General features: G+C 61.8%; 28 protein-coding genes. 18 read left to right on the top strand and 10 right to left on the bottom strand.

Annotation, left to right across the window (positions count from 1 at the left end):
* Positions 1-305: 305 nt before the first annotated feature.
* Positions 306-1,028: a TorF family putative porin gene (locus P5704_005070; protein ID WOF79871.1), complete on the bottom strand. Its 723-nt coding sequence runs from the start codon at positions 1,026-1,028 to the stop codon at positions 306-308.
* A 343-nt stretch (positions 1,029-1,371) separates the two neighbouring features.
* On the opposite strand from P5704_005070, the gene tilS reads away from it, so the two are divergent.
* The 6 genes from tilS (at position 1,372) to ispD (ending at position 7,761) form a co-directional block, all read left to right on the top strand.
* Complete coding sequence (gene tilS, locus P5704_005065; protein ID WOF79870.1) at positions 1,372-2,664, top strand: tRNA lysidine(34) synthetase TilS; 1,293 nt, start codon at positions 1,372-1,374, stop codon at positions 2,662-2,664.
* Positions 2,665-2,830: 166 nt separating this feature from the next.
* Positions 2,831-4,462: a CTP synthase gene (locus tag P5704_005060; protein WOF79869.1), complete on the top strand. Its 1,632-nt coding sequence runs from the start codon at positions 2,831-2,833 to the stop codon at positions 4,460-4,462.
* Positions 4,459-5,304 (top strand): 3-deoxy-8-phosphooctulonate synthase, encoded by an 846-nt coding sequence (gene kdsA, locus P5704_005055; GenBank protein WOF79868.1) that lies wholly within the window; start codon positions 4,459-4,461, stop codon positions 5,302-5,304. Before P5704_005060 ends, kdsA begins: the two co-directional genes overlap by 4 nt.
* Positions 5,305-5,337: 33 nt before the next feature.
* Positions 5,338-6,627, top strand: coding sequence for a phosphopyruvate hydratase (gene eno, locus P5704_005050; protein WOF79867.1), 1,290 nt, complete (start codon positions 5,338-5,340; stop codon positions 6,625-6,627).
* Positions 6,628-6,769: 142 nt separating this feature from the next.
* Entirely contained in the window at positions 6,770-7,048 is a 279-nt protein-coding gene (gene ftsB / locus P5704_005045; GenBank protein WOF81171.1) for a cell division protein FtsB, read from the top strand.
* Entirely contained in the window at positions 7,045-7,761 is a 717-nt protein-coding gene (ispD, locus tag P5704_005040) for a 2-C-methyl-D-erythritol 4-phosphate cytidylyltransferase (protein ID WOF79866.1), read from the top strand. Before ftsB ends, ispD begins: the two co-directional genes overlap by 4 nt.
* Before the next feature lie 34 nt (positions 7,762-7,795).
* On the opposite strand, the gene P5704_005035 is transcribed toward ispD, so the two are convergent.
* The 3 genes from P5704_005035 to P5704_005025 form a co-directional block, all read right to left on the bottom strand.
* A complete protein-coding gene (locus tag P5704_005035; protein ID WOF79865.1) occupies positions 7,796-8,962 on the bottom strand; it encodes a hypothetical protein in 1,167 nt (388 codons plus the stop codon).
* Between the two features lie 76 nt (positions 8,963-9,038).
* Complete coding sequence (locus tag P5704_005030) at positions 9,039-9,353, bottom strand: HPF/RaiA family ribosome-associated protein (protein ID WOF79864.1); 315 nt, start codon at positions 9,351-9,353, stop codon at positions 9,039-9,041.
* Positions 9,354-9,476: 123 nt separating this feature from the next.
* A complete protein-coding gene (locus P5704_005025; GenBank protein ID WOF79863.1) occupies positions 9,477-10,388 on the bottom strand; it encodes a LysR family transcriptional regulator in 912 nt (303 codons plus the stop codon).
* A gap of 158 nt (positions 10,389-10,546) precedes the next feature.
* Between P5704_005025 and P5704_005020 the strand changes: the two genes are divergently transcribed.
* Both P5704_005020 and fghA read left to right on the top strand, forming a co-directional pair.
* Positions 10,547-11,662, top strand: coding sequence for an S-(hydroxymethyl)glutathione dehydrogenase/class III alcohol dehydrogenase (locus tag P5704_005020; protein WOF79862.1), 1,116 nt, complete (start codon positions 10,547-10,549; stop codon positions 11,660-11,662).
* Between the two features lie 86 nt (positions 11,663-11,748).
* Positions 11,749-12,594, top strand: a complete 846-nt coding sequence (gene fghA / locus P5704_005015; protein ID WOF79861.1) for an S-formylglutathione hydrolase — start codon at positions 11,749-11,751, stop codon at positions 12,592-12,594.
* Between the two features lie 189 nt (positions 12,595-12,783).
* On the opposite strand, the gene P5704_005010 is transcribed toward fghA, so the two are convergent.
* Both P5704_005010 and P5704_005005 read right to left on the bottom strand, forming a co-directional pair.
* Positions 12,784-13,833, bottom strand: coding sequence for an alkene reductase (locus P5704_005010; protein WOF79860.1), 1,050 nt, complete (start codon positions 13,831-13,833; stop codon positions 12,784-12,786).
* 38 nt (positions 13,834-13,871) lie between these two features.
* On the bottom strand, positions 13,872-14,174 hold the full coding sequence (locus P5704_005005; GenBank protein ID WOF79859.1) for a metalloregulator ArsR/SmtB family transcription factor: 303 nt from the start codon (positions 14,172-14,174) through the stop codon (positions 13,872-13,874).
* Positions 14,175-14,355: 181 nt separating this feature from the next.
* On the opposite strand from P5704_005005, the gene ispF reads away from it, so the two are divergent.
* The 8 genes from ispF (at position 14,356) to P5704_004965 (ending at position 20,900) form a co-directional block, all read left to right on the top strand.
* Complete coding sequence (gene ispF / locus P5704_005000; protein WOF79858.1) at positions 14,356-14,829, top strand: 2-C-methyl-D-erythritol 2,4-cyclodiphosphate synthase; 474 nt, start codon at positions 14,356-14,358, stop codon at positions 14,827-14,829.
* Positions 14,826-15,866 (top strand): tRNA pseudouridine(13) synthase TruD, encoded by a 1,041-nt coding sequence (gene truD, locus P5704_004995; GenBank protein ID WOF79857.1) that lies wholly within the window; start codon positions 14,826-14,828, stop codon positions 15,864-15,866. The genes ispF and truD overlap by 4 nt, the downstream gene beginning before the upstream one ends.
* Complete coding sequence (gene surE, locus P5704_004990; protein WOF79856.1) at positions 15,866-16,615, top strand: 5'/3'-nucleotidase SurE; 750 nt, start codon at positions 15,866-15,868, stop codon at positions 16,613-16,615. The genes truD and surE overlap by 1 nt, the downstream gene beginning before the upstream one ends.
* Positions 16,616-16,653: 38 nt before the next feature.
* Positions 16,654-17,289 (top strand): protein-L-isoaspartate(D-aspartate) O-methyltransferase, encoded by a 636-nt coding sequence (locus P5704_004985; GenBank protein ID WOF79855.1) that lies wholly within the window; start codon positions 16,654-16,656, stop codon positions 17,287-17,289.
* A gap of 19 nt (positions 17,290-17,308) precedes the next feature.
* The gene (locus P5704_004980; protein ID WOF79854.1) at positions 17,309-18,244 is read left to right on the top strand and encodes a DUF368 domain-containing protein; all 936 of its coding nucleotides are present in this window, start codon (positions 17,309-17,311) and stop codon (positions 18,242-18,244) included.
* A 79-nt stretch (positions 18,245-18,323) separates the two neighbouring features.
* Positions 18,324-19,124, top strand: a complete 801-nt coding sequence (locus P5704_004975; protein WOF79853.1) for a peptidoglycan DD-metalloendopeptidase family protein — start codon at positions 18,324-18,326, stop codon at positions 19,122-19,124.
* 100 nt (positions 19,125-19,224) lie between these two features.
* Positions 19,225-20,220, top strand: a complete 996-nt coding sequence (rpoS, locus tag P5704_004970; GenBank protein ID WOF79852.1) for an RNA polymerase sigma factor RpoS — start codon at positions 19,225-19,227, stop codon at positions 20,218-20,220.
* Positions 20,221-20,762: 542 nt separating this feature from the next.
* Positions 20,763-20,900 (top strand): hypothetical protein, encoded by a 138-nt coding sequence (locus P5704_004965; GenBank protein WOF79851.1) that lies wholly within the window; start codon positions 20,763-20,765, stop codon positions 20,898-20,900.
* 18 nt (positions 20,901-20,918) lie between these two features.
* On the opposite strand, the gene P5704_004960 is transcribed toward P5704_004965, so the two are convergent.
* On the bottom strand, positions 20,919-21,764 hold the full coding sequence (locus P5704_004960) for a GNAT family N-acetyltransferase (GenBank protein ID WOF79850.1): 846 nt from the start codon (positions 21,762-21,764) through the stop codon (positions 20,919-20,921).
* Positions 21,765-21,919: 155 nt separating this feature from the next.
* Between P5704_004960 and P5704_004955 the strand changes: the two genes are divergently transcribed.
* Both P5704_004955 and P5704_004950 read left to right on the top strand, forming a co-directional pair.
* A complete protein-coding gene (locus P5704_004955; GenBank protein WOF79849.1) occupies positions 21,920-23,857 on the top strand; it encodes a sodium:solute symporter family protein in 1,938 nt (645 codons plus the stop codon).
* Positions 23,858-24,126: 269 nt separating this feature from the next.
* Positions 24,127-24,642 (top strand): hypothetical protein, encoded by a 516-nt coding sequence (locus tag P5704_004950; GenBank protein ID WOF79848.1) that lies wholly within the window; start codon positions 24,127-24,129, stop codon positions 24,640-24,642.
* A gap of 111 nt (positions 24,643-24,753) precedes the next feature.
* Here P5704_004950 and P5704_004945 read toward each other — a convergent pair whose 3' ends face one another.
* From P5704_004945 to P5704_004935, 3 genes are all read right to left on the bottom strand, one after another.
* Positions 24,754-25,545: an SIR2 family protein gene (locus P5704_004945; GenBank protein WOF79847.1), complete on the bottom strand. Its 792-nt coding sequence runs from the start codon at positions 25,543-25,545 to the stop codon at positions 24,754-24,756.
* A 6-nt stretch (positions 25,546-25,551) separates the two neighbouring features.
* Positions 25,552-26,100 (bottom strand): non-canonical purine NTP pyrophosphatase, encoded by a 549-nt coding sequence (locus P5704_004940; GenBank protein ID WOF79846.1) that lies wholly within the window; start codon positions 26,098-26,100, stop codon positions 25,552-25,554.
* Between the two features lie 184 nt (positions 26,101-26,284).
* Positions 26,285-26,725, bottom strand: coding sequence for a group II truncated hemoglobin (locus P5704_004935; protein ID WOF79845.1), 441 nt, complete (start codon positions 26,723-26,725; stop codon positions 26,285-26,287).
* Positions 26,726-26,776: the final 51 nt, after the last annotated feature.

The raw sequence follows: 26,776 nt of genomic DNA, 5'->3' as shown, positions 1-26,776 counted from the left end.
ACCCGGCGTGGTTTTTCGTTTCCGGGCCTGTTCAGACGGGGTCCAGCAACAGGCGCAGCGGCATCATCGGCGAGCGCTGAACCCCTGGCGTATGTAGCTTTATAGGGCGGGTGAAACCCGCGCGGTTACACCTCACCGCCCGACAAACGAAACCCTGCCTCGCGGCGGGGTTTCGTTTTTTCTGGGCCTTGCATCGCTCTTACAACAAGGCGGAGGGCCACGTTCGGCGGGTGTCACCCGCTCTACGTCCTGCAGACCATGCGACACGTGACTGGGTCAGGCCTTTGTTGCGGTCCCGACAGGAGTTACAAGCTCTTCGAAACCGAAACCACGAAGGTCGCGTCGCAGTAGTCGTCCTTGCCGACGAAGCCTGCGCATTCGCTGCCGCTCAAGCTGGTGTCGGAGTAGGTCAGGCCGAAGTCCAGACCGGCCATGGTCTTGCTCAGGCCGACCGACCAGTCGTTGTAGGTATCGTCGTTGCCGAAGGTGGCGTCCTTGAAATCGTACTTGCCGTACTGCAGGGCCAGACCGACGTCGTAGGGCAGGGCGTATTCGTAGCCGAGATAGGAGTACAGGGTGGTGTCGTCGCCGGCGAAGTCGTCGGAGTAGGCCGCGCCGGCCGTGAAGCCGTAGGCGCTCAGGCTGCCGTAGTACTCGCTGAAGTTCAGCGCGCTTTCGCCCGGGTAGTCGTACTTGATCCAGCCCAGATCGTAGGAGATGTTCTCGGTGATGTTGTTACCGAAGCCCAGGTAGTAGTCGAATTCCACCGAGGCGTCACCGCCGAAGTCGACGTTGGACGCCCAGGTGCCAACGTACAGGCCGCTCTCGTGGGCTACGTCCAGACCGCCCTGGATGGCGCCGTTGCCCTGGGTTTGCGAGATACCGCGGAACATGTAGTCCGAGGTCAGGCCGACGTTCATGCTGACGTCGAAGTCGCCAACGGGGCTGGAGACGGTTTCCGCGACGGCGAAGCTGCTGGCAGTCACGGCGCTGGCGGCGGCGATGGCGAGGGTCAGTTTCTTGAGCATGGTGGTATGTCCCTAAAGGTGGCGCCGGGTATTCAGTAGCCCGGCTGGTAAGTCAGCAACAGCTTTTGGAATAAGCTGAGCGGACTTTTGCATTTCCCTTGCCAACTACGAGAAAGCCAACGATTACAGAGGCCTAGCTCGAATTTGAATGCCTCGATCTGTTTGCGGCGATCTCAGATAGCCATGGGTGTGCACTGTTTTGGAGCGGCGCGGTGCGGAGGGCGTCAACGAAGGTGCGCCGCTGTGTTTGCGTCGTGCTCTTGAAAGGTGCGCACCGCTGGCGGCTGTAGTCGTGGCGTGCGCTGCCTTATGCTGGCCGCCTTGCCTGAATGAGTCGATTTCCATGCCGGTCGAATCCAAACTGCTCGATGCACTGCGCCCGTGGCTAGCCGCGCGGCGCTGGCTGGTCGGCTTTTCCGGCGGGCTCGATTCGACGGTGCTGCTGCATGCACTGGTGCGACTGACGCAGGGCCGAAGGTTGCCGCCAATCAGCGCCGTCCATGTGCATCACGGCCTGCAGGCGGTCGCCGATGCCTGGCCGGAGCACTGCCGGCAGGTTTGCGAGGGGCTAGGCGTGCCGCTCGAAATCGTGCGGGTGCAGGTCGCGCACGGCGCAAGCCTGGAGCGTGCCGCGCGGGATGCGCGTTACGCCGCCTTCGCTGAACGCCTCGGCGAAGGTGATCTGCTGCTGACCGCGCAGCACCGCGACGACCAGGCCGAGACGCTGCTGTTTCGTCTGTTGCGTGGTGCCGGCGTGCGCGGGCTGGCGGCTATGCCGGCGGAGCGGCCGCTGGGGCAGGGCAGGCTGCTGCGGCCGCTGCTGGCCGTTTCGCGCGCCGAGCTGCAGGCCTACGCCGACGCCCAGGGCCTGCGCTGGATCGAAGACCCGAGCAACCAGTGTGATGATCACGCGCGCAACTACCTGCGTCTGCAGGTGCTGCCGCCGATCAGCCGCCGCTGGCCACAGGCGTCGGCGAACATGGCGCGCACTGCCGCGCACATGGCCGAGGCGCAGGCGTTGCTGGATGAGCTGGCGCAGGCAGACCTTGCTGCTGCGCAGCAGCCATCTCCGGTCGACTGGCTGGCACTGCCCAGTCTCTGTCTGCCGGCGCTGCGTGCCTTGTCGCCAGCCCGACAGCGCAACGCCCTGCGTCATTGGCTGGCGCACCTCACCGAGCTTCCGGACAGCGATCACTGGTGCGGCTGGGAGTCGCTGCGCGATGCGCGAGGCGACGCCACGCCACGCTGGCGGCTGGGGCGTGGCGAGTTGCAGCGCACCGGCGAGCGGGTCTGGTGGGTGGGCAATTCATGGTTGCTGCCGGCAGAGGGGCCGCTCGCCTGGCCGCAGCCATCGACCGATCTGTCGTTGCCCGGCAATGGCAGCCTGCACCTGATCGGTACGGCCCCGGCAGGCCGACTGCAGGTGCGCTACCGAGCCGGCGGCGAGTGGCTGGTACTGCCCGGCCGCGGCCGGCGTGACCTCAAGCGCTTGCTCAATGAGAACGGCGTGCCGGGCTTCGTTCGGGCGCGCCTGCCGCTGCTTTTCTGCGAAGACCAGTTGATCGCGGTGGGCAATCTGCCGCAACTCGACGCAGCTGCCGTTTCGCTGGTCTGGACGTTGCCGCCGGCTGACTGAGGTTTGAGCATGTGGGGCTGATCCAGTAGACTACGCTCCCGTCTCAATACAGCTTTCACGGATCTTCCGAACCGTAGCAGCTGAGCCGTTGCCGCCTCGGGCGCGATGGCACCTTCGCTTTCCCCTCGCGGCGCTAGCCGCTTAACGCAGACTTCTAGGGTTTTTCATGACGCGCTACATCTTCGTCACGGGTGGTGTTGTTTCTTCATTGGGGAAAGGCATCGCCTCGGCTTCATTGGCGGCCATCCTGGAGGCGCGGGGCCTGAAGGTCACGATGCTCAAGCTGGACCCTTATATCAACGTCGATCCGGGCACCATGAGCCCGTTTCAGCACGGCGAGGTGTTCGTCACCCACGACGGCGCCGAGACCGATCTCGACCTGGGCCATTACGAGCGTTTCATTCGCACGCGCATGACCCAGAACAACAACTTCACCACCGGTCGCGTATACGAAGACGTGCTGCGCCGCGAGCGCCGGGGTGATTACCTGGGCGCGACCATTCAGGTCATTCCTCACATCACCGACGAGATCAAGCGTCGCATCATCAAGGGCGCCGGCGACGCCGACGTTGCGCTGGTTGAAGTCGGCGGCACCGTTGGCGACATCGAGTCGCAGCCGTTCCTCGAGGCGATCCGCCAGTTGCGCGTCGAAGTGGGCGCCAAGCGCGCCATGCTGATGCACCTGACGCTGGTGCCCTACATCGCCACCGCCGGCGAGACCAAGACCAAACCGACCCAGCATTCGGTCAAGGAGCTGCGCTCCATCGGCCTGCAGCCTGACGTTCTGGTCTGCCGCTCCGATCGCGCGATCGATGTTTCTTCGCGCCGCAAAATCGCGCTGTTCACCAACGTCGAAGAGCGCGCGGTGATCAGCCTTCCGGACGCCGATACGATCTACAAGATTCCAGGCATCCTGCATGCCCAGGGCCTTGATGACTACGTGGTCGAGCGCTTTGGCCTGGAGTGTCGTGGTGCCGATCTCTCCGAATGGGATCGTGTCGTCGATGCCAAGCTGCACCCGGAGAAGGAAGTCACCATCGCCATGGTCGGTAAGTACATGGAACTTCTGGACGCCTACAAATCTCTGATCGAGGCGATGAGCCACGCTGGCATCCAGAGCCGTACCAAAGTGAATCTGCGTTATATCGACTCCGAAGACATCGAGAATCAGGGCACCAGCCTGCTGGAAGGTGTCGACGCCATTCTCGTGCCGGGCGGTTTCGGCCTGCGCGGCGTCGAGGGCAAGATCGCTACGGTACGTTATGCCCGTGAGAACAAGATCCCGTATCTGGGCATCTGCCTGGGTATGCAGGTCGCGGTCATCGAGTTCGCTCGTGACGTGCTGGGCTGGTCCGATGCCAACTCCACCGAGTTCGACAAGGACAGTGGTCACCCGGTAGTCGGTCTGATCACCGAGTGGGAAGACGCCAGTGGCGCCGTGGAAACCCGCAGTGATAACTCGGATCTGGGCGGTACCATGCGTCTTGGCGCGCAGGAATGCGGCCTCGAAGCCGGCTCCAACGTATTCGAGTGCTACGGCCAGGAGCGCATCGTCGAGCGCCATCGCCATCGTTACGAAGTGAACAACAACCTGCTGCCGCAGCTGCAGGCAGCGGGGCTGAAGATTACCGGGCGTTCCGGCGACGGCGCGCTGGTGGAAGTGGTAGAGGCTCCGGATCATCCCTGGTTCGTCGCTTGCCAGTTCCACCCTGAATTCACCTCCACGCCACGTGATGGCCATCCGCTGTTCAGCGGTTTCGTCAATGCGGCGCTGGAACACAAGGCGAAGAAGGCATGAGCCAGAAGACCATCCGCGTAGGCAACATCGAGATCGCCAACGACAAGCCGTTCGTGCTGTTCGGCGGCATCAACGTGCTGGAATCCCGCGACCTGGCCATGCAAGCCTGCGAAGAGTACGTGCGGGTGACCGAGAAGCTCGGCATCCCTTATGTGTTCAAGGCCAGCTTCGACAAGGCCAATCGCTCCTCGATCACCTCGTTCCGTGGCCCCGGCCTGGAAGAGGGGATGAAGATCTTCGAGGAAGTGAAGAAGACCTTCGGCGTGCCGGTCATCACTGACGTGCACGAGCCCTGGCAGGCGCAGCCGGTGGCCGATGTCTGCGACATCATCCAACTGCCGGCCTTTCTTTCGCGGCAGACCGATCTGGTGGTGGCGATGGCCAGGACCGGCGCGGTGATCAATATCAAGAAGGCGCAGTTCCTGGCGCCGCAGGAGATGAAGCACATCCTGCGCAAGTGCGAGGAAGCCGGTAACGATCAGCTGATCCTCTGCGAGCGCGGCTCCTCCTTCGGCTACAACAATCTGGTCGTCGACATGCTCGGCTTCGGCATCATGAAGCAGTTCGAATACCCGGTGTTCTTCGATGTCACCCACGCCCTGCAGATGCCGGGCGGTCGTGCCGACTCGGCGGGTGGTCGTCGTGCCCAGGTTACCGACCTGGCCAAGGCCGGTCTGTCCCAGGGCCTGGCCGGATTGTTCCTCGAGGCGCATCCGGATCCGGACAACGCCAAGTGCGACGGTCCGTGCGCTCTGCGCCTGAACAAGCTCGAGCCTTTCCTTACCCAGCTCAAGCAGCTGGATGATCTCGTCAAGAATTTCCCGCCAATCGAAACTGCTTGAAGCCTTGCAGCTATCTACGGAGTGTTAACAACAATGGCAAAGATCGTCGACATCAAAGGGCGTGAAGTTCTCGATTCCCGTGGCAACCCCACCGTGGAAGCCGACGTGATCCTGGACAACGGCATCATCGGCAGCGCTTGCGCGCCGTCTGGTGCATCCACCGGTTCGCGCGAGGCTCTGGAACTGCGCGATGGCGACAAGAGCCGTTACCTGGGCAAGGGCGTACTGACCGCCGTGGCCAACGTAAACGGCCCGATCCGTGACCTGCTGTTGGGCAAGGATCCGCTCGATCAGAAAGCGCTGGACCGGGCGATGATCGAACTCGACGGCACCGAGAACAAAGGCAAGCTGGGCGCCAACGCCATTCTCGCGGTGTCCCTGGCTGCCGCCAAGGCTGCTGCGCAGGCCAAGGGCGTGCCGCTGTACGCGCACATCGCCGATCTGAATGGCACCCCGGGCCAGTACTCCATGCCGGTGCCGATGATGAACATCATCAACGGCGGCGAGCATGCCGACAACAACGTCGACATCCAGGAATTCATGGTCCAGCCGGTTGGCGCCAAGACCTTCGCCGACGCGCTGCGCATGGGCGCGGAAATCTTCCATCACCTGAAAGCCGTGCTGAAGGCCCGTGGCCTGAGCACCTCCGTAGGCGACGAGGGTGGCTTCGCACCGAACCTGGCTTCCAACGAGGACGCCCTGGCCGCGATCGCCGAGGCCGTGGCCAATGCCGGCTACAAGCTGGGCGACGACGTGACCCTGGCTCTGGATTGCGCTTCCTCCGAGTTCTTCAAGGACGGTCAATACGACCTGGCCGGCGAAGGCAAGGTGTTCGACGCTGCCGGATTTGCCGACTACCTGGCCGGCCTGACCCAGCGCTATCCGATCATCTCCATCGAAGATGGCATGGACGAATCCGATTGGGCCGGCTGGAAGGTGCTGACCGACAAGATCGGCGACAAGGTGCAGCTGGTCGGTGACGACCTGTTCGTGACCAACACCAAGATCCTCAAGCGCGGCATCGACGAAAAGATCGGCAACTCGATCCTGATCAAGTTCAACCAGATCGGCTCGCTGACCGAAACGCTGGAAGCCATCCAGATGGCCAAGGCCGCCGGTTATACCGCGGTGATCTCGCACCGCTCCGGCGAGACCGAGGACAGCACCATCGCCGACCTGGCCGTGGGTACTGCCGCTGGTCAGATCAAGACCGGTTCGCTGTGCCGTTCCGACCGTGTGTCCAAGTACAACCAGCTGCTGCGCATCGAGGAGCAGCTGGCCGGCAAGGCGCCGTACAACGGTCGCGCCGAATTCCGCGGTTGATCCGCGGCACTTAAAAAAGGGCGGCGCAAGCCGCCCTTTTTTGTTTCAATCGGCACCGTGTCCGTGTGCAAACGCCTCGTGCGTCCTGAGCCGTGGCTGTTTGCCAATCCCGAATTTCAGCTGAAGTCGTTTCATGCCTTCTATGCGTCGCCCCTATTGGTTGTTCGTCGTACTGATACTGCTGCTGGGTGGTCTGCAGTATCGTCTCTGGGTGGGCGAGGGCAGCCTGGCTCAGGTCAATAGTCTGAACAAGCAGATCGCCGAACAGCAGGGTGAGAACGAGCGGCTCCTGGAGCGCAATCGAATCCTCGAGGCGGAGGTTCTGGAGCTCAAGCAGGGTATGGAGACCGTCGAAGAGCGGGCCCGCCAGGAGCTCGGCATGGTCAAAGAGGGCGAAACCCTCTATCAGCTGATCGAATGAGCCCGCGCGAGCAGCCTGCCTTCTGGGTCGTCATCCCGGCTGCCGGCGTCGGCAGTCGTATGCGCGCTGACCGTCCCAAGCAGTATCTGTTACTGGGCGAGCGCAGCATCATCGAACACACCCTCGATTGTTTCCTGGACCACCCGGCGCTTGCTGGACTGGTGGTTTGCATTGCGCCTGACGATCCTTACTGGCCGGCGTTGCCCTGCGCTCGCGATAGTCGCGTGCAGCTTGCTCCGGGCGGTCGTGATCGTTGCGATTCGGTACTCAGCGGACTGCAGCGCCTCGATGAGCTGGGCGTGAATGAAGGTGACTGGGTTCTGGTGCACGATGCGGCCCGTCCCAATCTTGCACGTGAGGATCTGGACAGGCTGCTGGCTGAGCTGGCGGATGATCCGGTCGGGGGCTTGCTGGCCGTTCCGGCGCGGGACACCCTCAAGCGCGTCGGTCCGGATGGGCGTGTGCTGGAGACGGTGGACCGCAGTGTCATCTGGCAGGCCTTCACTCCGCAGATGTTCCGTCTGGGCATGTTGCGCGACGCGCTCGAAGCCGCACTCGAGTCCCGTGTGCAGGTTACCGACGAAGCATCGGCACTGGAGTGGGCGGGTCACTCGCCGAAGGTTGTAGAAGGGCGGGCGGACAATCTGAAGGTCACCCGCCCCGAAGATCTTGAGTGGCTGACGCAGCGCTGGAAGACAGGCCGCGAGTGTTGAGAGCGGGCAGGGATCGCCTGCCCGCCATGTACCTTCAGAAGCGATAGATCGCCGCCGCGCCAGTGCTGGTCGGCATTCGTTCGGTCGGTACCACGACCACGTCTCCACCTTGCTCGAGCGTCCAGATGGTCAGCTCGTCCAGCAGGTCGGGTGTGTTGACGTCATCCTCGCTGGTCGGCGTCGCCGTTCCGTCAGTTTTGTCCACATGGCCCGGAATCTGCCGCTCGGCCTCCACCAGCAAGGTGGCGACCCGGCCTTGGCGAGTGGCCTGGCCGATATCCTCGAGATGGTCGGAAGCCAGCCCCTGGCCATGGGACGCGCCGAACTGGTTGAGCAAGCCTTCCAGGCGCTTGAGATAGCGCGGCTGCATCACCATCCAGCTCTTCTCGCGCAGCTCATTGATGCTCAATGCGTTCTGGCCGGTCTCGATGCCTTCCGGCAGCAGGCACTCATTGTGGCTGAGGCGTCGGAAGTGCGACTGCTGCTCGGGCAGCGCAGCGAGGATCAACGGCAGACCGGACGGGCGCGAGTGATGTTCGGTGATGGCGCGGTCGACTTCGCGGAAGTAGCGATCACGGTCCCGGTCGATCTCCGCCTGTTTGCCACTTCCGCCAGCCTCCACCTGCATCGGGTCGCCGCGTTCGCTGGAGCGGCCATAACCCTGGGGAAACCCGCTCTGACCCTTCTCGGTGAGGTCGCTGCCCAAGGCATCGGCGAGTGTCCGGGGCACGCCATCGTGCAGCTTCACCTCGTCAAGGGCATCACGGTTGCCCTCGAACAAGCGTACCGAGTCGCGCGACAGGCAGAGGATCTGAAAGCGGTCGGCCGATTGCGCAATGCGTACCAGCGGTTTGAGGTGCATGCGCGCGTTGGCCACGGCCATCTCCGGCACGCTGCGTTGCAGTCGATAGACCTGGAAGTAGTCCTTGGCGGCAAATGCGGCCAGGCCGTCGAGGCTGTGGTTCCAGAAGTCGCTGTTATCGATCAGGGCGTAGAACGGCTCGAGCAGGGTGTGTGCCTTGTCGCCATGGCCTTGCTGTTTGAGTGATTCTTCCAGTTGCTTGACCAGGTGCTTGAAGCGGATCGGGTCTTGCTGGCGCTCGGGGAAGCTGCGATGAGTGGGCTGGTACATGGACAGGCAAGGCCCGTCTCGTTGTGACAGCAGCTTGGTCAGGGTTTCGCGGTCGAGTAGTCGGTTCATGCGTGGCCTCCAGTAGCGGTGGTTCGGTCCCTCGCAGAAATGTCGATGGCGCGCTCATTGGCCATCGAGGGCCAGGTCAGTGGCGGTTGAGCTTGTCCAGAACGTGGCTCAGCGCGTGGTTAAGCTTCTCTGCGGCGCCGTTGATTGCCAGGTCCAGCGTTTCGGCCTTGTGGGTGGCCGATACGGGATCGTGGCCCTTGACCCGCGCCTCCATCTGGCAGCGCTTGTCATGGGGGCCGCTCTTGTTGCTGTTTTCGTCGTTGAGATGAACCTCGACTCGGGTCAGATAATCATCGAAGCGCTCCAGTTCGGTCTCGACCGTGGCCTTCACTCGTTCTTCCAGATCGGCGGTGACGCTGATGCTATGGTTACTGTTCACCAGAACCTGCATGGTTTCCTCCTGATTGCAGCGCTGCGCTCGTCCAGCGCGGGGCTCGAAGAGCAGCAGCTACACAGGGTACGACGTGGGGGATTAAGGCGGGTTCCGCGTCATTACGGGCGTCTGACGCGCGGTTCAGCGTCTGTTCAAGTTGCCAGTCCCCGCGTACTCGGAGCGCTTGGCGAGGCCGGTCCTGAGCGCCTCGACCAGCAGGCGAACCTTCGGTAGCGGATAACGCCGTTGCGGGTAAACGGCCCAGACGGCGGTGTCCGGTGGCTGGTTGCTTTCCAGTAGCGAAACCAGCTCGCCGCGACGCAGCGGCCCTTGCACGTAGTAGTCCGGCAGCTGGCACAGGCCAAAGCCACGCAGGGCTGCATCCAGCACCGCCTCGCCGCTGTTGCAGCGCCAATTGCCGCTGGGCTTGAAGTGCTGCTCGCGGCCCTCGACCTGAAACGACCAGATGTCGCTCGTGCCGATCAGGCAGTTGTGTCGCGTCAGCTCCGACAGGGTGTGTGGTCGCCCGTAGCGCTCGAGGTAACTCGGTGCTGCGCACAGGTACATCGCTCGCGGCGCGATGCGTGTGGCGACCAGGCGCGATTCACCGAGTTTGCCGAGGCGGATGGCCAGGTCGTAGCCCTCCTGAACCAGATCGAGGGTGCGGTTGGACAGCTCGATATCGACGCGAAGTTGCGGGTGTTGGGCCATGAATTCGTTCACCAGCGGCACGATGAAGCGCTCGCCATAGGCCACCGCAGCGGTCATGCGTAACAGCCCGGTCGGTGCGCTGTGCAGATCGCTGATGGCCAGAAAGGCTTCGTCGCGCTCCTCGATCAAGCGCTGACAGCGGGCGAAGAAGGTATGTCCGGCTTCGGTCAGCGAGACGCGACGGGTGGTGCGATAGAGCAAGCGCGCCTGCAGGCGCTCTTCAAGGCGCGCGACCTGTCGGCTGACATGTGAGGACGAAACACGCAGGCGCTCAGCGGCGCGCATGAAGCTGCCGCATTCGGCGACAGCCACGAATTCGTCAAGGCCTTCCCAGCGGCTCATGGGTTCTCCGGCATCGAGGGTTCAGCAATGGACGGATCGTAACGTGCCAGGTGTCGATTGTCCCTCAGTCGCAATAATGTTTTCCTGAAGCCTTCGTTAATCCCCATTTGGCCATGAATTACACTCTCTGCTTTCCAATCACATCGAGAGTGATGTCCATGACCATCAAGTCGCGCGCCGCCGTTGCCTTCGGCCCCAATCAGCCTTTGCAGATCGTGGAAGTGGACGTCGCCCCACCCAAGGCCGGCGAAGTGCTGATCCGCATCGTCGCCACCGGTGTATGCCACACCGATGCTTACACGCTTTCCGGCGAGGATTCGGAAGGCGTGTTCCCCTGCATCCTCGGACACGAGGGCGGCGGCATCGTCGAGGCAGTGGGCGAGGGCGTCACCTCGGTCGCCGTCGGCGATCACGTGATCCCGCTGTATACCGCCGAATGCCGTCAGTGCAAGTTCTGCCAGTCGGGTAAGACCAACCTCTGCAGCTCGGTTCGCGCCACCCAGGGCAAGGGCCTGATGCCCGACGGTACCACCCGCTTCAGCTACAACGGCGAGCCGATCTACCATTACATGGGCTGCTCGACCTTCTCCGAATACACCGTGCTGCCGGAGGTCTCGGTGGCGAAGATTCCTAAAGAGGCCCCGCTGGAAAAGGTCTGCCTGCTCGGTTGCGGCGTCACCACCGGTATCGGTGCCGTGCTCAATACTGCGAAGGTGGAGGAGGGTGCCACCGTGGCGATCTTCGGCCTGGGCGGCATCGGCCTGGCAGCGATCATCGGCGCGAAGATGGCCAAGGCCAGCCGGATCATCGCCATCGACATCAATCCGGGCAAATTCGCCATCGCCGAAGAGCTGGGCGCCACCGACTTCGTCAATCCGAAGGAGCACGACAAGCCGATTCAGGATGTGATCGTCGAGATGACCGATGGCGGCGTCGACTATTCCTTCGAATGCGTCGGCAATGTGCAGCTGATGCGCGCAGCGCTGGAGTGCTGTCACAAAGGCTGGGGCGAGTCGACCATCATCGGCGTCGCCGGTGCGGGGCAGGAGATCAGCACCCGTCCGTTCCAGCTGGTCACCGGACGCGTCTGGCGCGGTTCGGCGTTCGGCGGCGTGAAGGGTCGTACCGAACTGCCGAGCTACGTGGAGAAGGCGCAGAGCGGCGAGATTCCGCTGGACACCTTCATCACCCACAACATGCCGCTGGACCAGATCAACGAAGCGTTCGACCTGATGCACGAAGGCAAGAGCATCCGGACCGTCATCCATTTCTAAAACAGCGGCAAGCTTCAAGCTGTAAGCGACAAGCCTGCCTTCTTGCAGCTAGTGGCTTGCGGCTTGTAGCTGCCCCGGAGGGGCCCATGACCCTTGAAAACATCTCCTGCCAGAAAAGCTTCGGCGGTTGGCACAAGCGCTACCGCCACCGTTCCAGCAGCCTTGACTGCGACATGGTATTCGCCGTTTATCTACCGCCACAGGCGGAGCAGGGCGAAAAGCTGCCGGTGCTGTACTGGCTGTCCGGGCTGACCTGCACCGATGAGAACTTCATGCAGAAGGCCGGGGCGTTGCGGCTGGCTGCCGAACTCGGCCTGATCATCGTTGCGCCGGATACCAGCCCGCGTGGCGCCGGCGTGCCGGACGATCCCGATGGCGCCTGGGACTTCGGCCTCGGCGCCGGCTTCTACCTCAACGCCACCCAGAAGCCCTGGGCACAGCATTACCGGATGTACGACTACGTCGTCGACGAGCTGCCGGCACTGGTCGAGGCGAACTTCCCTGTCTCCGACCGCCGGGGCATCAGCGGGCATTCGATGGGTGGCCACGGCGCGCTGATCTGTGCGCTGAAGAATCCGGGTCGCTACCAGTCGCTTTCGGCTTTCGCACCCATCAGCAATCCGCTCAACTGCCCGTGGGGCGAGAAGGCGTTCAGCCGCTACCTGGGCGCCGACCATTCGCGCTGGCGCGAGTGGGATGCCTGCGCGCTGATTGCCGATGCCGGCGAGAAGCTGCCGATGCTGGTCGATCAGGGCGATCGCGATGATTTCATGGAGGGTCAGCTCAAACCGCAGGCGCTGCGTGCCGCTGCGGACGCTGTCGGGCACCCGCTGACGCTGCGCATCCAGCCGGGCTATGACCATAGCTACTACTTCATCGCCAGCTTTATCGATGATCACCTGCGTCATCATGCCGAGGCGCTGAAGGCGTAGGGTGGATGACGGTGGAGCCTCATCCACGCGTCTGTTCTGTTTTGGTCGGCGCCGGGGTGTTTTGTATGACCCTGTTCGCGTGGAAAACGCTTCGCGGTTTTCCACGCTACGAGGCTGGTCGACACCGTGCGGCAAAAATAAAGAAGGCCCGTCCGGACATGCCGGTCGGGCCTTTCCATCGCCAGGAGCTTAGAGCGACGGATAATCGGTATAGCCAGCCGGACCCTGGGCGTAGAACAGCTCGGGTTTCGGCTCGTTCAGCGCTGCGTCCTGACGCAGGCGCTCGACCAGGTCCGGGTTGGCGATGTACGGGATGCCGAAGGCAACGGCATCGGCCTTGCCCTCAGTCAGCCAGGCGTTGGCCTGTGCCTTGGTGAAGCGCTCGTTGGCGATATAGATGCCACCGAATATCTTCTTCAGCTGTGGGCCGAGGCTGTCTTCACCGGCTTTTTCGCGAGTGCAGATGAAGGCTATACCGCGCTTGCCCAGTTCACCGGCAACGTAGCCAAAGGTCTCAGCGCGGTTGGAATCGCCCATGTCATGGGAGTCGGCACGCGGCGCAAGGTGTACGCCAACACGCCCTGCGCCCCACACGGAGATGGCGGCATCGGTCACTTCCAGCATCAGCCGGGCGCGGTTTTCCAGCGAGCCACCGTAGGCGTCGCTGCGCTGGTTGGTGCTGTCCTGCAGGAACTGGTCGAGCAGATAGCCGTTCGCGCCATGAATCTCGACCCCATCGAAACCAGCTTCCTTAGCGTTCTCCGCACCCTTGCGGTAGGCCTCGACGATGCCCGGAATCTCAGCGGTTTCCAGCGCACGAGGCGTCTCGTAATCCTTCATTGGTCGCACCAGGCTGACATGGCCGGCTGGTTTGATGGCGCTGGGTGCGACCGGTAGCTGGCCGTCGAGGTAGATCGGGTCGGAGATACGGCCGACGTGCCAGAGCTGCAGGACGATCTTGCCGCCTTTGGCGTGCACTGCATCGGTGACCTTCTTCCAGCCCTGAATCTGCTCGGCGGACCAGATGCCGGGGGTGTCCGGGTAGCCGACGCCCATCGGGGTCACCGAGGTGGCTTCGCTGATGATCAGGCCGGCGTCGGCGCGCTGGGCGTAGTACTCGGCAATCAGGTCGCCGGGAACGCGGCCGGGCTCGGCGCGGCAGCGGGTCAGGGGAGCCATGATGACGCGGTTGTTCAGTTCCAGATCGCCGATCTTGATCGGGTCGAAAAGTGTGGGCATAGCAATACCGCTCCTTTACTGGTGGTGCGAAAAGGGACTCAGAGTTCCTGGCCGATGCGCTCGACGAACGACTCGATGATCGCGTCGTTGCGCTTGAAGAAGTGCCACTGGCCGACCTTTTGGCTGGTGATCAGCCCGGCTTTCTGCAGGGTCGCCAGATGGGCCGATACGGTTGACTGCGACAGGCCGGCACGCTGGTCGATCTGCCCGGCACAGACGCCGTTTTCCAGCGAATGGTGCTGCTCGGAGAAATACCGCTGCGGCTCCTTCAACCAGCGCAGGATGTCGCGACGCAGCGGGTGGGCGAGGGCCTTGATGATGTCGTCGAAGTCGTCCGGCATGGGATGGCTCTGGGCTGTATATCGGAATGAGGCGAACTATATATCGTTGTTTTCCGATATGAGATCGATTCGACTGATGGTGGTTATTGGCTGTGTCGATGATCGGGAGGTGCCGCGGACACTCAAGCAGCACCCGGCTCCTGTAGAATCGCCGCCTCGAGATTTTCAGGGTTTTGCATCTATGCGTATCGGCCACGGTTACGACGTGCACCGCTTCGGCGAGGGCGATCACATCACGCTTGGCGGCGTGCGGATTCCACACAGGTTCGGGCTGTTGGCTCATTCCGACGGTGACGTGCTGCTACATGCCTTGAGTGACGCGTTGCTCGGTGCCGCTGCGCTGGGCGATATCGGCAAGCACTTCCCGGACACCGACCCGCAATTCAAGGGCGCCGACAGCCGCGCTCTGCTGCGCCATGTGCTCGTCCAGGTCCAGGCCAAGGGATACGTCGTCGGCAATGTCGACGCCACCATCATCGCCCAGGCGCCGAAGATGGCACCGCACATCGACAGCATGCGCGCGTTGATCGCGGCCGACCTGCAGGTCGAGCTGGACCAGGTCAACGTCAAGGCCACCACGACCGAGAAGCTGGGTTTCACCGGGCGTGAGGAGGGGATCGCCGTTCACGCGGTTGCCTTGCTGGTCCGCGCATGACCGAAGATCAGCTGCTTGGGCCGCGCGCCCATGGCGAGCCCTGTGGCAGTGCCGTGCTGAAAGCGATTGCCGAGGATTTTCAGGTCGATGAAGTGCTCGATATCCCGCTGTCCGGCGAAGGCGAGCACCTCTGGTTATGGGTGGAAAAGCGCAATCTGAACACCGAGGAAGCCGCCAAACGCATCGCCCGCGCCGCTGGCGTGCCGCTGAAGATGATCAGCTACGCCGGGCTCAAGGACCGCCAGGCATTGACTCGCCAGTGGTTCAGCCTGCATCTGCCGGGCAAGAGCGATCCGGATCTTGCCGCTGCCGAGAGCGACGGCCTGGCGATCCTCAAGCGCACCCGGCATCAGCGTAAGCTGCAGCGCGGCGCGCACTCGGCCAATGGCTTCCGCCTACGCTTGACGGAGCTGCGCGGTGAACATGCCGCGCTGGATGAGCGGCTGGAGCGGATCAAGGCCTCCGGCGTGCCGAATTACTTCGGCCTGCAGCGTTTCGGCTATGAGGGCAGCAACCTGCACGGTGCTCGGCACTTCGCGGCGAAAGGTGAGCTTCCGGAGCAGCGCAACATGCGTTCGCGGCTGCTTTCGGCTGGTCGCAGTTACCTGTTCAACCGTGTGCTCGCCGAACGGGTTGGGGATGGCAGCTGGGATCAGGCACGGGTAGGCGATCTCCTGGCATTCACCGACAGTCGCAGCTTTTTCCCGGCCGGGCCGGAGGAGTGCGGCGACCCGCGCCTGACGATTCTGGATCTACATCCGACCGGCCCTTTATGGGGCATGGAAGGCTCTCCAGCAGGTGACGAAATTCAGGCACTGGAAAACGCTGTCGCCGAAACTGAACTTGCGGTCGTCAATTGGTTGGCGCAGGCAGGAATGAAGCACGAACGGCGCATTCTTCGCCTCCCCATCGGCGGTTTGTCGTGGCATTATCCCGAGCCTGACATTCTGCAACTGGAATTCGTCCTGCCGACCGGATGCTTCGCCACCGCCGTGGTGCGTGAGCTGGTCAGCCTGGCAGGGCAGACGGACATCTGATGCGTATTCTGATCGCCAACGACGACGGGGTGTATGCACCCGGGCTCGCCGCGCTTTATGACGCGCTGGCCGACTATGCCGAGTGCAAGGTGGTAGCCCCGATCCAGGATATGAGCGGCGCCAGCAGCGCCCTTACCCTGGACCGCCCGCTTCATCCTGTCAGCATGCCGAACGGCTTCATCGGGCTGAACGGCTCGCCCACCGATTGCGTGCATCTGGGCCTGAACGGGCTGCTCGAAGAAACACCGGACATGGTGGTTTCGGGCATCAACCTCGGCGCCAATCTGGGCGACGATGTGCTCTATTCCGGCACGGTTGCCGCGGCCATCGAAGGCCGCTTCACCGGCCGCCCGGCCTTTGCCTTCTCGCTGGTCTCTCGCTCCACGGAAAACCTGCCGACCGCTGCGCATATCGCGCGCCTGCTGGTGGAGAAGCACGACCAGCTCGAAGTGCCGCCGCGCACGGTGCTCAGCGTCAACGTGCCGAACCTGCCGCTTGATCACATTCGTGGTATCCAGCTCACTCGTCTGGGGCATCGCAGCCGTGCCAAGCCGCCGGTCAAGCAGGCCAACCCTCGGGGCAAGGAGGGCTACTGGATATCCGTGGCCGGGGACGTCGAGGATGGCGGACCGGGTACCGATTTTCATGCGGTGATGCAGGGTTACGTATCGATTACCCCGCTGCAGCTGGATCGAACTTTTCATGAGGCCTTCAACGGTCTCGAGAGCTGGCTGGAGAACGTGCTGTGAGACATCGCGAACAAGACAGCCTGCTGCATGGGTCGGGAATGACCTCCCAACGCACCCGTGATCGCCTCATCCAGCGCCTGTACGAGGAAGGTCTTTCCAGCGCCCAGGTGCTCGAAGTCATCCGCCGCACGCCACGTCATCTGTTCGTAGACGAAGCCCTGGCGCACCGTGCCTATGAAGATACGGCGCTGCCGATCGGACACAACCAGACCATTTCCCAGCCGTTCATGGTTGCACGCATGAGCGAGCTGCTACTGGCCGACGGGCCGCTGGACAAGGTTCTCGAAATCGGGACCGGCTCCGGCTACCAGACCGCCGTGCTGGCGCAGCTGGTCGAGCGGGTCTTCTCGGTCGAGCGCATTCAGGCGCTGCAGGACCGAGCCAAGGAGCGCCTCGCCGAACTCAAGCTGCGCAATGTGGTCTTTCGCTGGGGCGATGGTTGGGAAGGCTGGCCAGCATTGGCGCCTTACAACGGGATCATCGTCACCGCAGCGGCAGCCGATGTGCCGCAGGCCCTGCTCGATCAGTTGGCGCCCGGTGGGCGTCTGGTGATCCCGGTAGGGGCCGGCGAGGTCCAGCAACTCATGCTGATCATTCGAGAGGAGAACGGCTTTTCGCGTCATCTTCTGGATACCGTACGTTTCGTGCCGCTGCTCAATGGCCCCGTGATTTGATCATTCAGCGGAAGAAAGCATGAAAGACGCTTTATTGTTGTACGCCAAGGGCATGGCCATGGGCGCAGCGGATGTGGTGCCCGGTGTCTCGGGCGGTACGGTGGCTTTCATCACCGGCATCTACGACGAGCTACTGCGTTCGATCAGTGCGGTGCCCTATGCCATCCGCCCGTTGCTGCGGGGGCGCGTCGCCGAGACGTGGAAGACCGCCAACGGCAGTTTTCTGGTGGTGCTGTTTGCCGGCATCCTGACCAGCATCCTCAGCCTGGCCAGGCTGATTACCTTCCTGCTGGAAGAGCATCCGATTCCCGTCTGGTCCTTCTTCTTCGGCCTGATCCTGGTTTCCGTGCATCTGGTGGGCAAGGAGATCCAGCGGCGCAACCTGTCGCGGCTGGTGAGTTTCTGCCTGGGTATCGGTTTCGCCTACTGGATAACGGTGGCGGCCCCGGTGCAATGGGGCAGTGACGGCCTGAGCCTGTTCTTCGCCGGTGCCATCGCCATCTGCGCCATGATCCTTCCGGGGATCTCCGGCAGCTTCATCCTCGTCTTGCTGGGGCTGTATCCGGTGGTGCTGGGTGCGGTAAAGAACTTCGATATCGGCGTGATGGCGATCTTCGCTGCCGGTTGCCTGGTGGGTCTGCTCAGCTTTGCCAAGTTCCTCAGCTGGCTGCTCAAGCGCTGGCGCGACCTGACCCTGGCGTTTCTGACCGGATTGATGCTCGGCTCGCTGAACAAGGTCTGGCCGTGGAAGGAAACGCTGACCTGGCGTACCAACTCCAGCGGCGAGAACGTTCCGGTCCTGCAGCAGAATCTGCTGCCCGGCGCCTATGGCGATCTGACTGGCCAGGACCCACAGTTGCTGCTGGCCATACTGCTGGCCGTGGGCGGCATCGTCCTGGTGCTGGGTCTCGAGTGGTTCGCCGGGCGACGCCAGCCGATGACGGAAGGCGTTTGACGCACGTGTCTATGAAAGGGAGCGGGCATTGAGGCTCACAGCAGTACGGCGGTGGATTCGCGACCCTTTGGTCCGCTCGATGGTCGGCGTGCTGGTGATCGCCGGCACGCTGGTCGGTTGCGCATCCTCGCCTCCGGGCGGTGGTGTGCAGGTCGTCGATCGCAACCAGCGTGATCGTGTCACCAGCGGGCAGTACATCGTGCGCCGCGGCGACACGTTGTGGTCCATCGCTTTCCGCTTCGGCTGGGACTGGCGCGATCTGGCCCGCGTAAACGGCATTCAGCCGCCGCATGTCATCTATCCCGGTCAGCGGATTCGCTTCAGCGGCGGCGCCACCCGAACGGCGGCTGCTACACCGCAGCCGGTGCCTAAGCCTTCTTCCAGTCCCGCCCCATCCACCCCGGTCGTGGTCGCCAATCCGGTGCCGCGCCAGCCGGCGATCACCACACAGCCTAAGCCTGCGGTTAGCCAGCCGGCGCGCACTCCGGTCACACCTGTGACCCGCTCTGCAAGCGGTTGGGCATGGCCAGCGAACGGCACGATCATCGGTCGTTTTTCCTCAAACGGTAGTTTGAATAAAGGAATTGATATCGCTGGGGATTTGGGACAGCCTGTCCTGGCTGCTTCTGATGGGACTGTTGTGTACGCCGGCAGTGGATTACGGGGTTACGGCGAACTTGTGATCATCAAGCACAGCGATACCTATGTAAGCGCCTACGGACACAACCGCAGGCTGCTGGTGCGGGAGGGTCAACAAGTCAAGGCTGGGCAAAGTATCGCCGAGATGGGATCGACGGGTACCGACCGGGTGAAGCTGCATTTCGAGATTCGTCGCCAGGGCAAACCCGTAGACCCGCTGCAATACCTGCCAAGACGTTGACCTGTCGCCTGCCTGTTCCAGCACTAGGTTGGGCTTGAGCGTAGCCAGGGACCCGCGCCGCTTGGGCCTGTTGTCGAACTCGGAACAGGACAAGAATAAAATGGCACTTAAAGACCACGCGCTGGAGTTTGACGTCGACGATGCGGTTCTGCTCATGGAAACGCCGATCCACTTCGACCAGAAAGACAAAGTGACCAAGGCTGCCAGTGCAGGCAGACCCAAGGCCACATCCAGCAAACAGCACAAGTTCATCGACTACAACCGGGCGCTAGATGCAACCCAGTTGTATCTCAACGAAATCGGTTTCTCCCCCCTCCTGACCCCCGAAGAAGAAGTGCATTTCGCGCGTTTGGCGCAGAAAGGCGATCCGGCGGGGCGCAAGCGCATGATCGAAAGCAACCTTCGCCTGGTGGTGAAGATTGCCCGACGCTACGTCAATCGCGGTCTTTCCCTGCTCGATCTGGTCGAGGAGGGCAATCTCGGTCTGATTCGCGCGGTGGAGAAATTCGACCCCGAGCGCGGCTTCCGCTTTTCCACCTATGCCACCTGGTGGATTCGACAGACGATCGAGCGGGCGATCATGAATCAGACCCGCACGATTCGCCTGCCGATTCATGTGGTCAAGGAATTGAACGTCTACCTCCGGGCCGCTCGCGAGCTGACCCAGAAGCTCGACCACGAACCCAGCCCTGAAGAGATCGCCAACCTGCTGGAGAAGCCGGTCGGTGAGGTCAAGCGCATGCTCGGGCTCAACGAACGCGTCACTTCGGTGGATGTGTCGCTTGGCCCGGACACGGACAAGACGCTGCTCGATACACTGACCGACGATCGCCCGACCGATCCTTGCGAGCTCCTGCTGGATGACGATCTGTCCAACAGCATCGACCAATGGCTGTCTGATCTGTCCGAAAAGCAGCGGGAGGTGGTTATCCGTCGTTTTGGCCTGCGCGGCCATGAAGCCTCGACGCTGGAGGAGGTGGGGCAGGAGATCGGCCTCACCCGCGAGCGTGTTCGCCAGATCCAGGTGGAGGCGCTGCGCCGTCTGCGCGAGATTCTCGAGCGTAACGGCCTGTCGAGCGACGCGCTGTTCCAGTGACATCAATGTCGTCGGGTCTGGTTGCCGGGCCCGACGACAATCCCGCCGCTGCTGCACTCTTCCTGACCCCTTACACACGCTGCCTTGGGTCGATCCCTTGGCTTAATCCGCCGCGGTCGATTTTCCTGGTTGTCCTCTCCCCGTGTACGCATTTGCTTACAAGCGTTGTAAGCAAACCCCACGAAACAGCTACGGTGACCGGCGATTTATGCCAGCATCACTACGCAAGTTACTGATTTTTATAGAACTTATTAGATGCTCTGGATGGGCCAGGCAGTGCTGCGGCCGGATGCCACAGCTTGTTGTCGTCACGCCGATCATTAATATCGCACCCGTGCTCAGGGATTAGCGCGGCCTTCAGGATGAAGGTCAAGGACCGCCGCAGGAAGCGGTGTCATCCAGGAAGATGAGAAGGGATACAGGGAACAAGGAAGGAGGCGGGCGGGGTCAAACCCGCCCCTTTTTTTGCCTGCAAGAAACTCCCGCTGAACCGAGTGGCCGGGGCACGGCCTAATGGGAACAGTCCATCAGCGGAGAACCACATGAACGGCGACCAGCACAACGACCAGCCCACCAAAGAGCAGGACGACGTGACCCGTCGGCCGGATGAGGCTGACGAAGATCAGCTCGATGAGGCTATAGAAGAAACCTTTCCAGCCAGCGATCCGATCTCGCCCTGATCAACCGGAGGCGCACGCTCAGACGGCTTGTTCCTTCCCCTCCGTACGCATCAATAGCGCAGGCATGATATGCCTGCGCAACAGCGGCGCCACATCCTCCCTCGCGCATGGCGCGATCTCCAGCCAACCCAGTTCTTCCAGTTCGGCCTGCACCTTCACTGCGTGGGGCAGGCGTCCGATGAACACATCCGCCTCCACCTGATGGTCCGGCTCGTTGGCAGCCGGTGCGCGGAAATGCCCGAACGACTCGAGGTCTTCATCCTCGAGCCTCAGGTCGAGTTCTTCATGAAGCTCACGCTTGAGGGTTTGCAGAGGTGTTTCGCCCGGTTCTGCCTTGCCCCCGGGGAGCATGAAGAAGCGGGTGCTGCGTTTGCGCACGACCAGGAGGCGTCCGCGTTCGTCGATCAGGCAGGCGATGGCGATGTTCAGGGTTGCAGCTGGCATGGGCATCATCCTTCGGTCATTGAGCAGGGCAATCAGTGCCTTGGTCCGCCGGTAGCGGGCCAGTCGGTCGGCCAGGGTGTCAGGCAGCTGGTCCGTCATGACGAAGCCAAGTCGCGTATAGAAATCCAGAAGTTCCGGTTTACAGAACAGCCAGACCGGTCCGCTGTTCGACATCAGCGCTTCGCGTACAAGCTGCGCGCCGATGCCGCGGCTTCGCTGCGAAGGGGTCACCAACAAGCCGGTCAGAAAATGCCCATCCGCTACTGGCGTCAGGCAGAGCCCACCGAGGATAGCGCCGCGCCGGGCCACCCAGCATGTGGCCTCGGGACGTATGCGGTTACGGCTGTTGTGGGCTCGATAGAACCTGACCAGCAGCGGCTGCAAAGCCTTGGGGAGCGGCGAATAGTCGAGAGTGGGCATGACCGACCGTGGATTCTTCGAGGGCGCTAGTCTAGCGCCTGTGCTGCGATCGCCATACGCCCTGTATCCGACCGCTGCCGTTCATCCGTTCGCTGCATCTTTTCCGTCGTCTTGGCGCTCTCACCCTTAGCGTTTCCAACGACAGGAATAACAACATGTTGGATCTACTGATTGTGCTCGCATTCGTTTTCTACGGCCTTTCGGCAGGGATGCGCGCCCGCTCCAAAGCCTCGCAGAGCCTTCACGAATACTTTCTTGCCGGACGAACCATCAAGGGCTGGCGCGCAGGTGTGTCGATGTCCGCCACGCAGTTCGCGGCCGATACGCCGTTGCTGGTCAGCGGTCTGGTCGCGACTGCCGGGGTTTTTGCGTTGTGGCGGCTGTGGATATATGGGTTGGCATTCCTGCTGCTGGCATGGGTATTCGCCTCCGGCTGGCGCCGTGCCGGGGTGCTCACCGACGCCGAACTCACTCGTGTGCGCTACAGCGGTCCCGCAGTGGTGCCGTTGCGGCTGTTCAAGGCGATTTATTACGGCACCGTTATCAACTGTGTGGTGCTGGCAATGGTACTGGTCGCGGCCATTCGCATTGCCGAGGTGTTTCTGCCATGGCACGAGTGGCTGCCGGGCGGCGTCTACGCGGTGATCATGGGCGCAGTGGAAGCCAGCGGTATACGGCTTGGTGAGAGCATCAGTGGGCTCGATCAGCTGACGACCAGCACCAACAATCTCATTTCTATCCTGTTGATCCTGACCTTCACGGCGATGTACTCGATCACCGGCGGCCTGCGCGCGGTGGTGCAGACGGATGTCATGCAGTTCAGCGTGGCGATGCTGGGTACATTGGTATACGCCTGGTTCGTGGTGGATGCAGCGGGCGGACTTGGCGGTCTGACCGATCGGATCGTCGAGCTGTATGGCAGCGAACAGGCGGCCAAGATGCTTTCGTTTTCGCCGCCGAGCAATGCCGGCGAGGCGCTGACGCCGTTTCTGGTGATCGTCGGTTTGCAATGGCTGTTTCAGATGAACTCCGACGGCACCGGATACCTGGCGCAGCGCAGCATGGCTTGCCCGACAGATCGTGAGGCGCGTATTGCCGGGTTGGTATTCACCTGGCTGCAGATCTTCCTGCGCAGCCTGTTCTGGCTAGCGATCGCCATCGGTCTGCTGGTGCTGTACCCGTTTAGTCCAGAGGAAATGAGCGCTGATGGCTTCACCGCCGCGCGCGAGGCGTTGTTCGTCACCGGTATCGAAGAGTTGCTGCCGCCGGGTTTCCGCGGGCTGATGCTGGTGGGCCTGTTGGCGGCCTTGGCGTCGACCGTCGATACGCACCTCAACTGGGGCGCTTCGTACTGGAGCAATGATGTCTATGGCGGGGTCGTCGCGCCGAAGCTGCTCAAGCGCAAGCCCAAGGACAAGGAGCTGGTTCTGGTCGCGCGTCTTTCCAACGTACTGATCCTGCTGATCGCGATGGTCATCATGGCCAACCTCGGCTCGATTCAGACGGCCTGGTTCATCTCCTTGCTGTTCGGCGCCGGTATGGGCTCGGTACTGGTGCTGCGCTGGCTCTGGGAGCGGATCAATCTGTATTCCGAACTGACGGCAATGATCGCATCGCTGATCACCGCCCCCTTGCTGCTCTACTACCTCGGCACCGATCCGGAGCGGGAGTGGATACGCCTGGGCATCATGTCGCTGGTGACGTGCAGCGCGGCGATTCTGGTCAGTTACATCACCCCGCCCACAGACAGGGAGACGCTGGACCACTTCTACCGCAGGGTGCGACCGTTCGGCTTCTGGGGGCAGACCGCCGCGCGTTGTGGCGTCTCGCGCCGGGAGTCGCTCAAGGCGCTGGGTGTTCGCCTGTTTGCGGTGTGCGTTACGGCGCTATCGGTCTACACGTTATTGATCGGCATGGGGCGGTTGCTGTTTCCACAGCCCGACGGGAGTTCTGCGCTGGCGTGGGTATGCATCGCTGTTGGGTTGGCCTTGACCCCGGTGTGGATGTATCTCGCATTCAGCCGTTATTTCGATGATGAACGGGAAGACGATGCGCTTGAACTTCAAGAAAGGAGTGCCAATGTGGCTGGTTGAGCGCATGGAAAAGCTTTTTATGTATATCGCGCAACGATTCTGTAATTGCATTTCTAATATCTATTTGAGAGTTTTTGTGATGGCATAACAATATTGCCCCATAAGCTAAATTCATAAAAATCATCGGATTGACGCTTTTTTCTATTGTTTTGCATGAAATACAGGTCATTCGTCGATTCTTTTGGGCGGTCTCAGGTTTTACATGCTTGTCTCAAAATACGCATTGCTGTTGCGTATTTCATAACAAGCACAAAAGCAGAGGTGCCGTCATGAATCGACTTTTCAAAACTTCCTTAATGGTTGCCGCCATGCTTCCGGCTGTTGCCGGTGCGGCTCCCATGACCGGTGACAAGGAAATCACACTGGGTGGTGCAGGAAGCAGCGACAAGGACTTTGACGATACTGTGTTTTCCGTACAGGGAAGTTGGGGTCAGTATTTAAGCGAGTCTTCTCTCTGGGGTGTTCGGCAGACGGTGAATGCGCGTGACACCGAGGGAGAAAGTGTCAAGTTCGATGGCTCGACTCGCGTCTTCTATGACTATCACTTCGGCACCGGCAAGGCGCGGCCTTTCATCGGTGCGAGTGTTGGCGGTGTCTACGGTGACCGGGTAGACGAGACGTTCATGGCGGGGCCGGAAGTCGGCTTCAAATACTGGGTTCAGGACAAGACGTTCATTACCGCAATGGCGGAATATCAGTTCCTGTTCAAGAGCGGCAGCGATGCACAGGATCGATATGATGACGGAGTGTTCCTCTACAGCATCGGTATTGGCTTCAACTACTGACCAGGACATGCGCGATGTCGCCTGGCATCGCGCATGCTCAATTGCCGGAGTATTCGTCAAATTGCCGTTTCGCTTGCTTTAATTCCGCTTCGCTTGTTTTGGGAAAAGGTTTCAGGTTTCGACCAGTTGCTGCAGAAAGTTTTTCAGCGCAACACCGGGCTCATCATCTTCCGATGCGATCATGCGAATTCCCCATTGTCTCAGTACTTCTTCCTGGACCGGGTTCGGCTTGTGCGAGAACACATATGAAATAGGCCGGACGCCGAGCGTCTCGTATTCGTTCCAGATCTTCGACAGCTTGTGAAACAGCAACCGTATATTGGTATCGGAAAGACTGTAGCCAATGAATAGAACGGCCTTGCTCAGGGTGTCGGCGCGTAACTTGATATCCAGGGGCGTTTCGAACTGCAGGCGCTGGTAGTAGCTGGTTTCGTCGAGCACGATCGAGGCGTCATCATCGAAGTCGCCGTGGAACTTGACGATCTGTCTGACGCCATCACGGGCTTTGGTCAGGTCACTGGCGTTGGCGATCTTGATGTAGTCCACCGCATGGGCGTCATGGGCGTACTCCAGCCAACGGTCATAGTTGGTGGTATAGATCGCCGGAAAACGGCCACGCACGATCAGCCGATGAATTTCCGAGTCTCGTATTTCGATGTCGCGATGCCACTCACGGTCCATCCAGCTGCGCAGCGGGCCGATGCTGCCTTTCCTGATCCGGTAGTACTCGGCCAGAGCGAGGAAATTACCGTAGGTGTTGAACACCTCCGGGTCGTAGTCGAGCTGCACGGCGATCTCGTCGATCAGCTCCTTCCACGGCGGCAAGCCAATGTTGGCGGATACGCCGGAACCGACAAAAAGGATCAGGCGATTGGTCCGGTACGCTTCGTGGAGCTGGTCCATGGTTGCTCAGGGCTCCCGCAGATAGGCGACGAAGGCGTCGAGTGCGCGCCGGCGCATGGAAAGGCCGTTCTTTTGCGTGCCCAGCTGCGCGAACGTCTGGGTCTGGCCTTCGGGAATGAACACGTCGTCCCATTCGAAGCCGCCATGCCCGGCTGGCGACGGTGCGATGCGCCCGGCGACCACGCCTTCGAAGAAATGCCGTTTGCGACCGTCGCAATAGCCGATCAGGGTCCGCGCCTCGGCGGCCGGATCGTCCAGCCGCCCGATCAGCTCCGAGAATCGCTCGGCCTGCAGTCGGTCCCAGAAGATCTGCGTCAGCCCGCCGGGAAAGCCGTTGAGGCTGTTGATGAAAAGCCCGGTGTGTTCGACGAAGACCGGTTTACCGATCATCTTGAAGGCGACCAGCAGCTTGTCGCTGACCAGCTGGTGCAGGTCCTCGGTACGCAGCTCCTCGATACGGATGGGGAAGGGCTTCACCTCGATTCCGCTGGGCTGGAGAATCTCGCAAACCTCGAGGATCTTCTGCGGGTTGATGGACGCGAAGCGGATTTTCATGGAACGAGCCAGCTCGGTTTCGACGGATGAACGCTGCCGCCACGACGGCCGCTCTTGTCTGTATGACGCAAGGTGAGTGGCTCGGTTCTCCTGCCCAGCGGATTAATCGATCAGGCGCGCCTATGGACGTTGCAGCGCCACGTCTTAAACGAATGACATTGCAGCCTCTGGCGGGGAGGGCGCTTCAGCTCTGGCCCGGACGCATCGGGCAGGCTGCCTGCACCTGGCGGATGCGCTCGGCGGGGACGCGCAGCTGCCGTAGCAGGTAGTCGGCGAATTCCGGCGTGAATGGCTGACGGGCGATGGCCTGTTCCATGCAGAACAGCCAGGCATCGCGTTCGGCTTCGCCGACCTGCCAGCGGGTATGGAACTGCGGAATGCTGATGCCGCCATACTTCTCTGCGTATCGCTTCGGGCCGCCCAGCCAGCCGCTCAGAAAGCTCGCCAGCCGGTCCCGGGCGTCGCTCACGTCCGCCGGATACATTGCACGAACGCCCGCGGCCTCTGGCGCCAGGTCCATCACCTGGTAGAAGTCCGCGACCAGCCGTTGCAGGCCCGGTTCGCCGCCGGCTGCCTGGAACGAGGCGTCGCCGACGCCGAATGCGGGACCTTGATCGGGGTTCATCAGACTCGTCTCTGTCTCGTTGAAAGGGCGCGAGATGATGCGCGCTTGTGC

This window comes from Pseudomonas sp. FeN3W (assembly GCA_030263805.2).
GTDB classification, from domain to species: Bacteria; Pseudomonadota; Gammaproteobacteria; order Pseudomonadales; family Pseudomonadaceae; genus Stutzerimonas; species Stutzerimonas stutzeri_G.
This window is presented reverse-complemented; position numbering and strand designations above follow the sequence as displayed.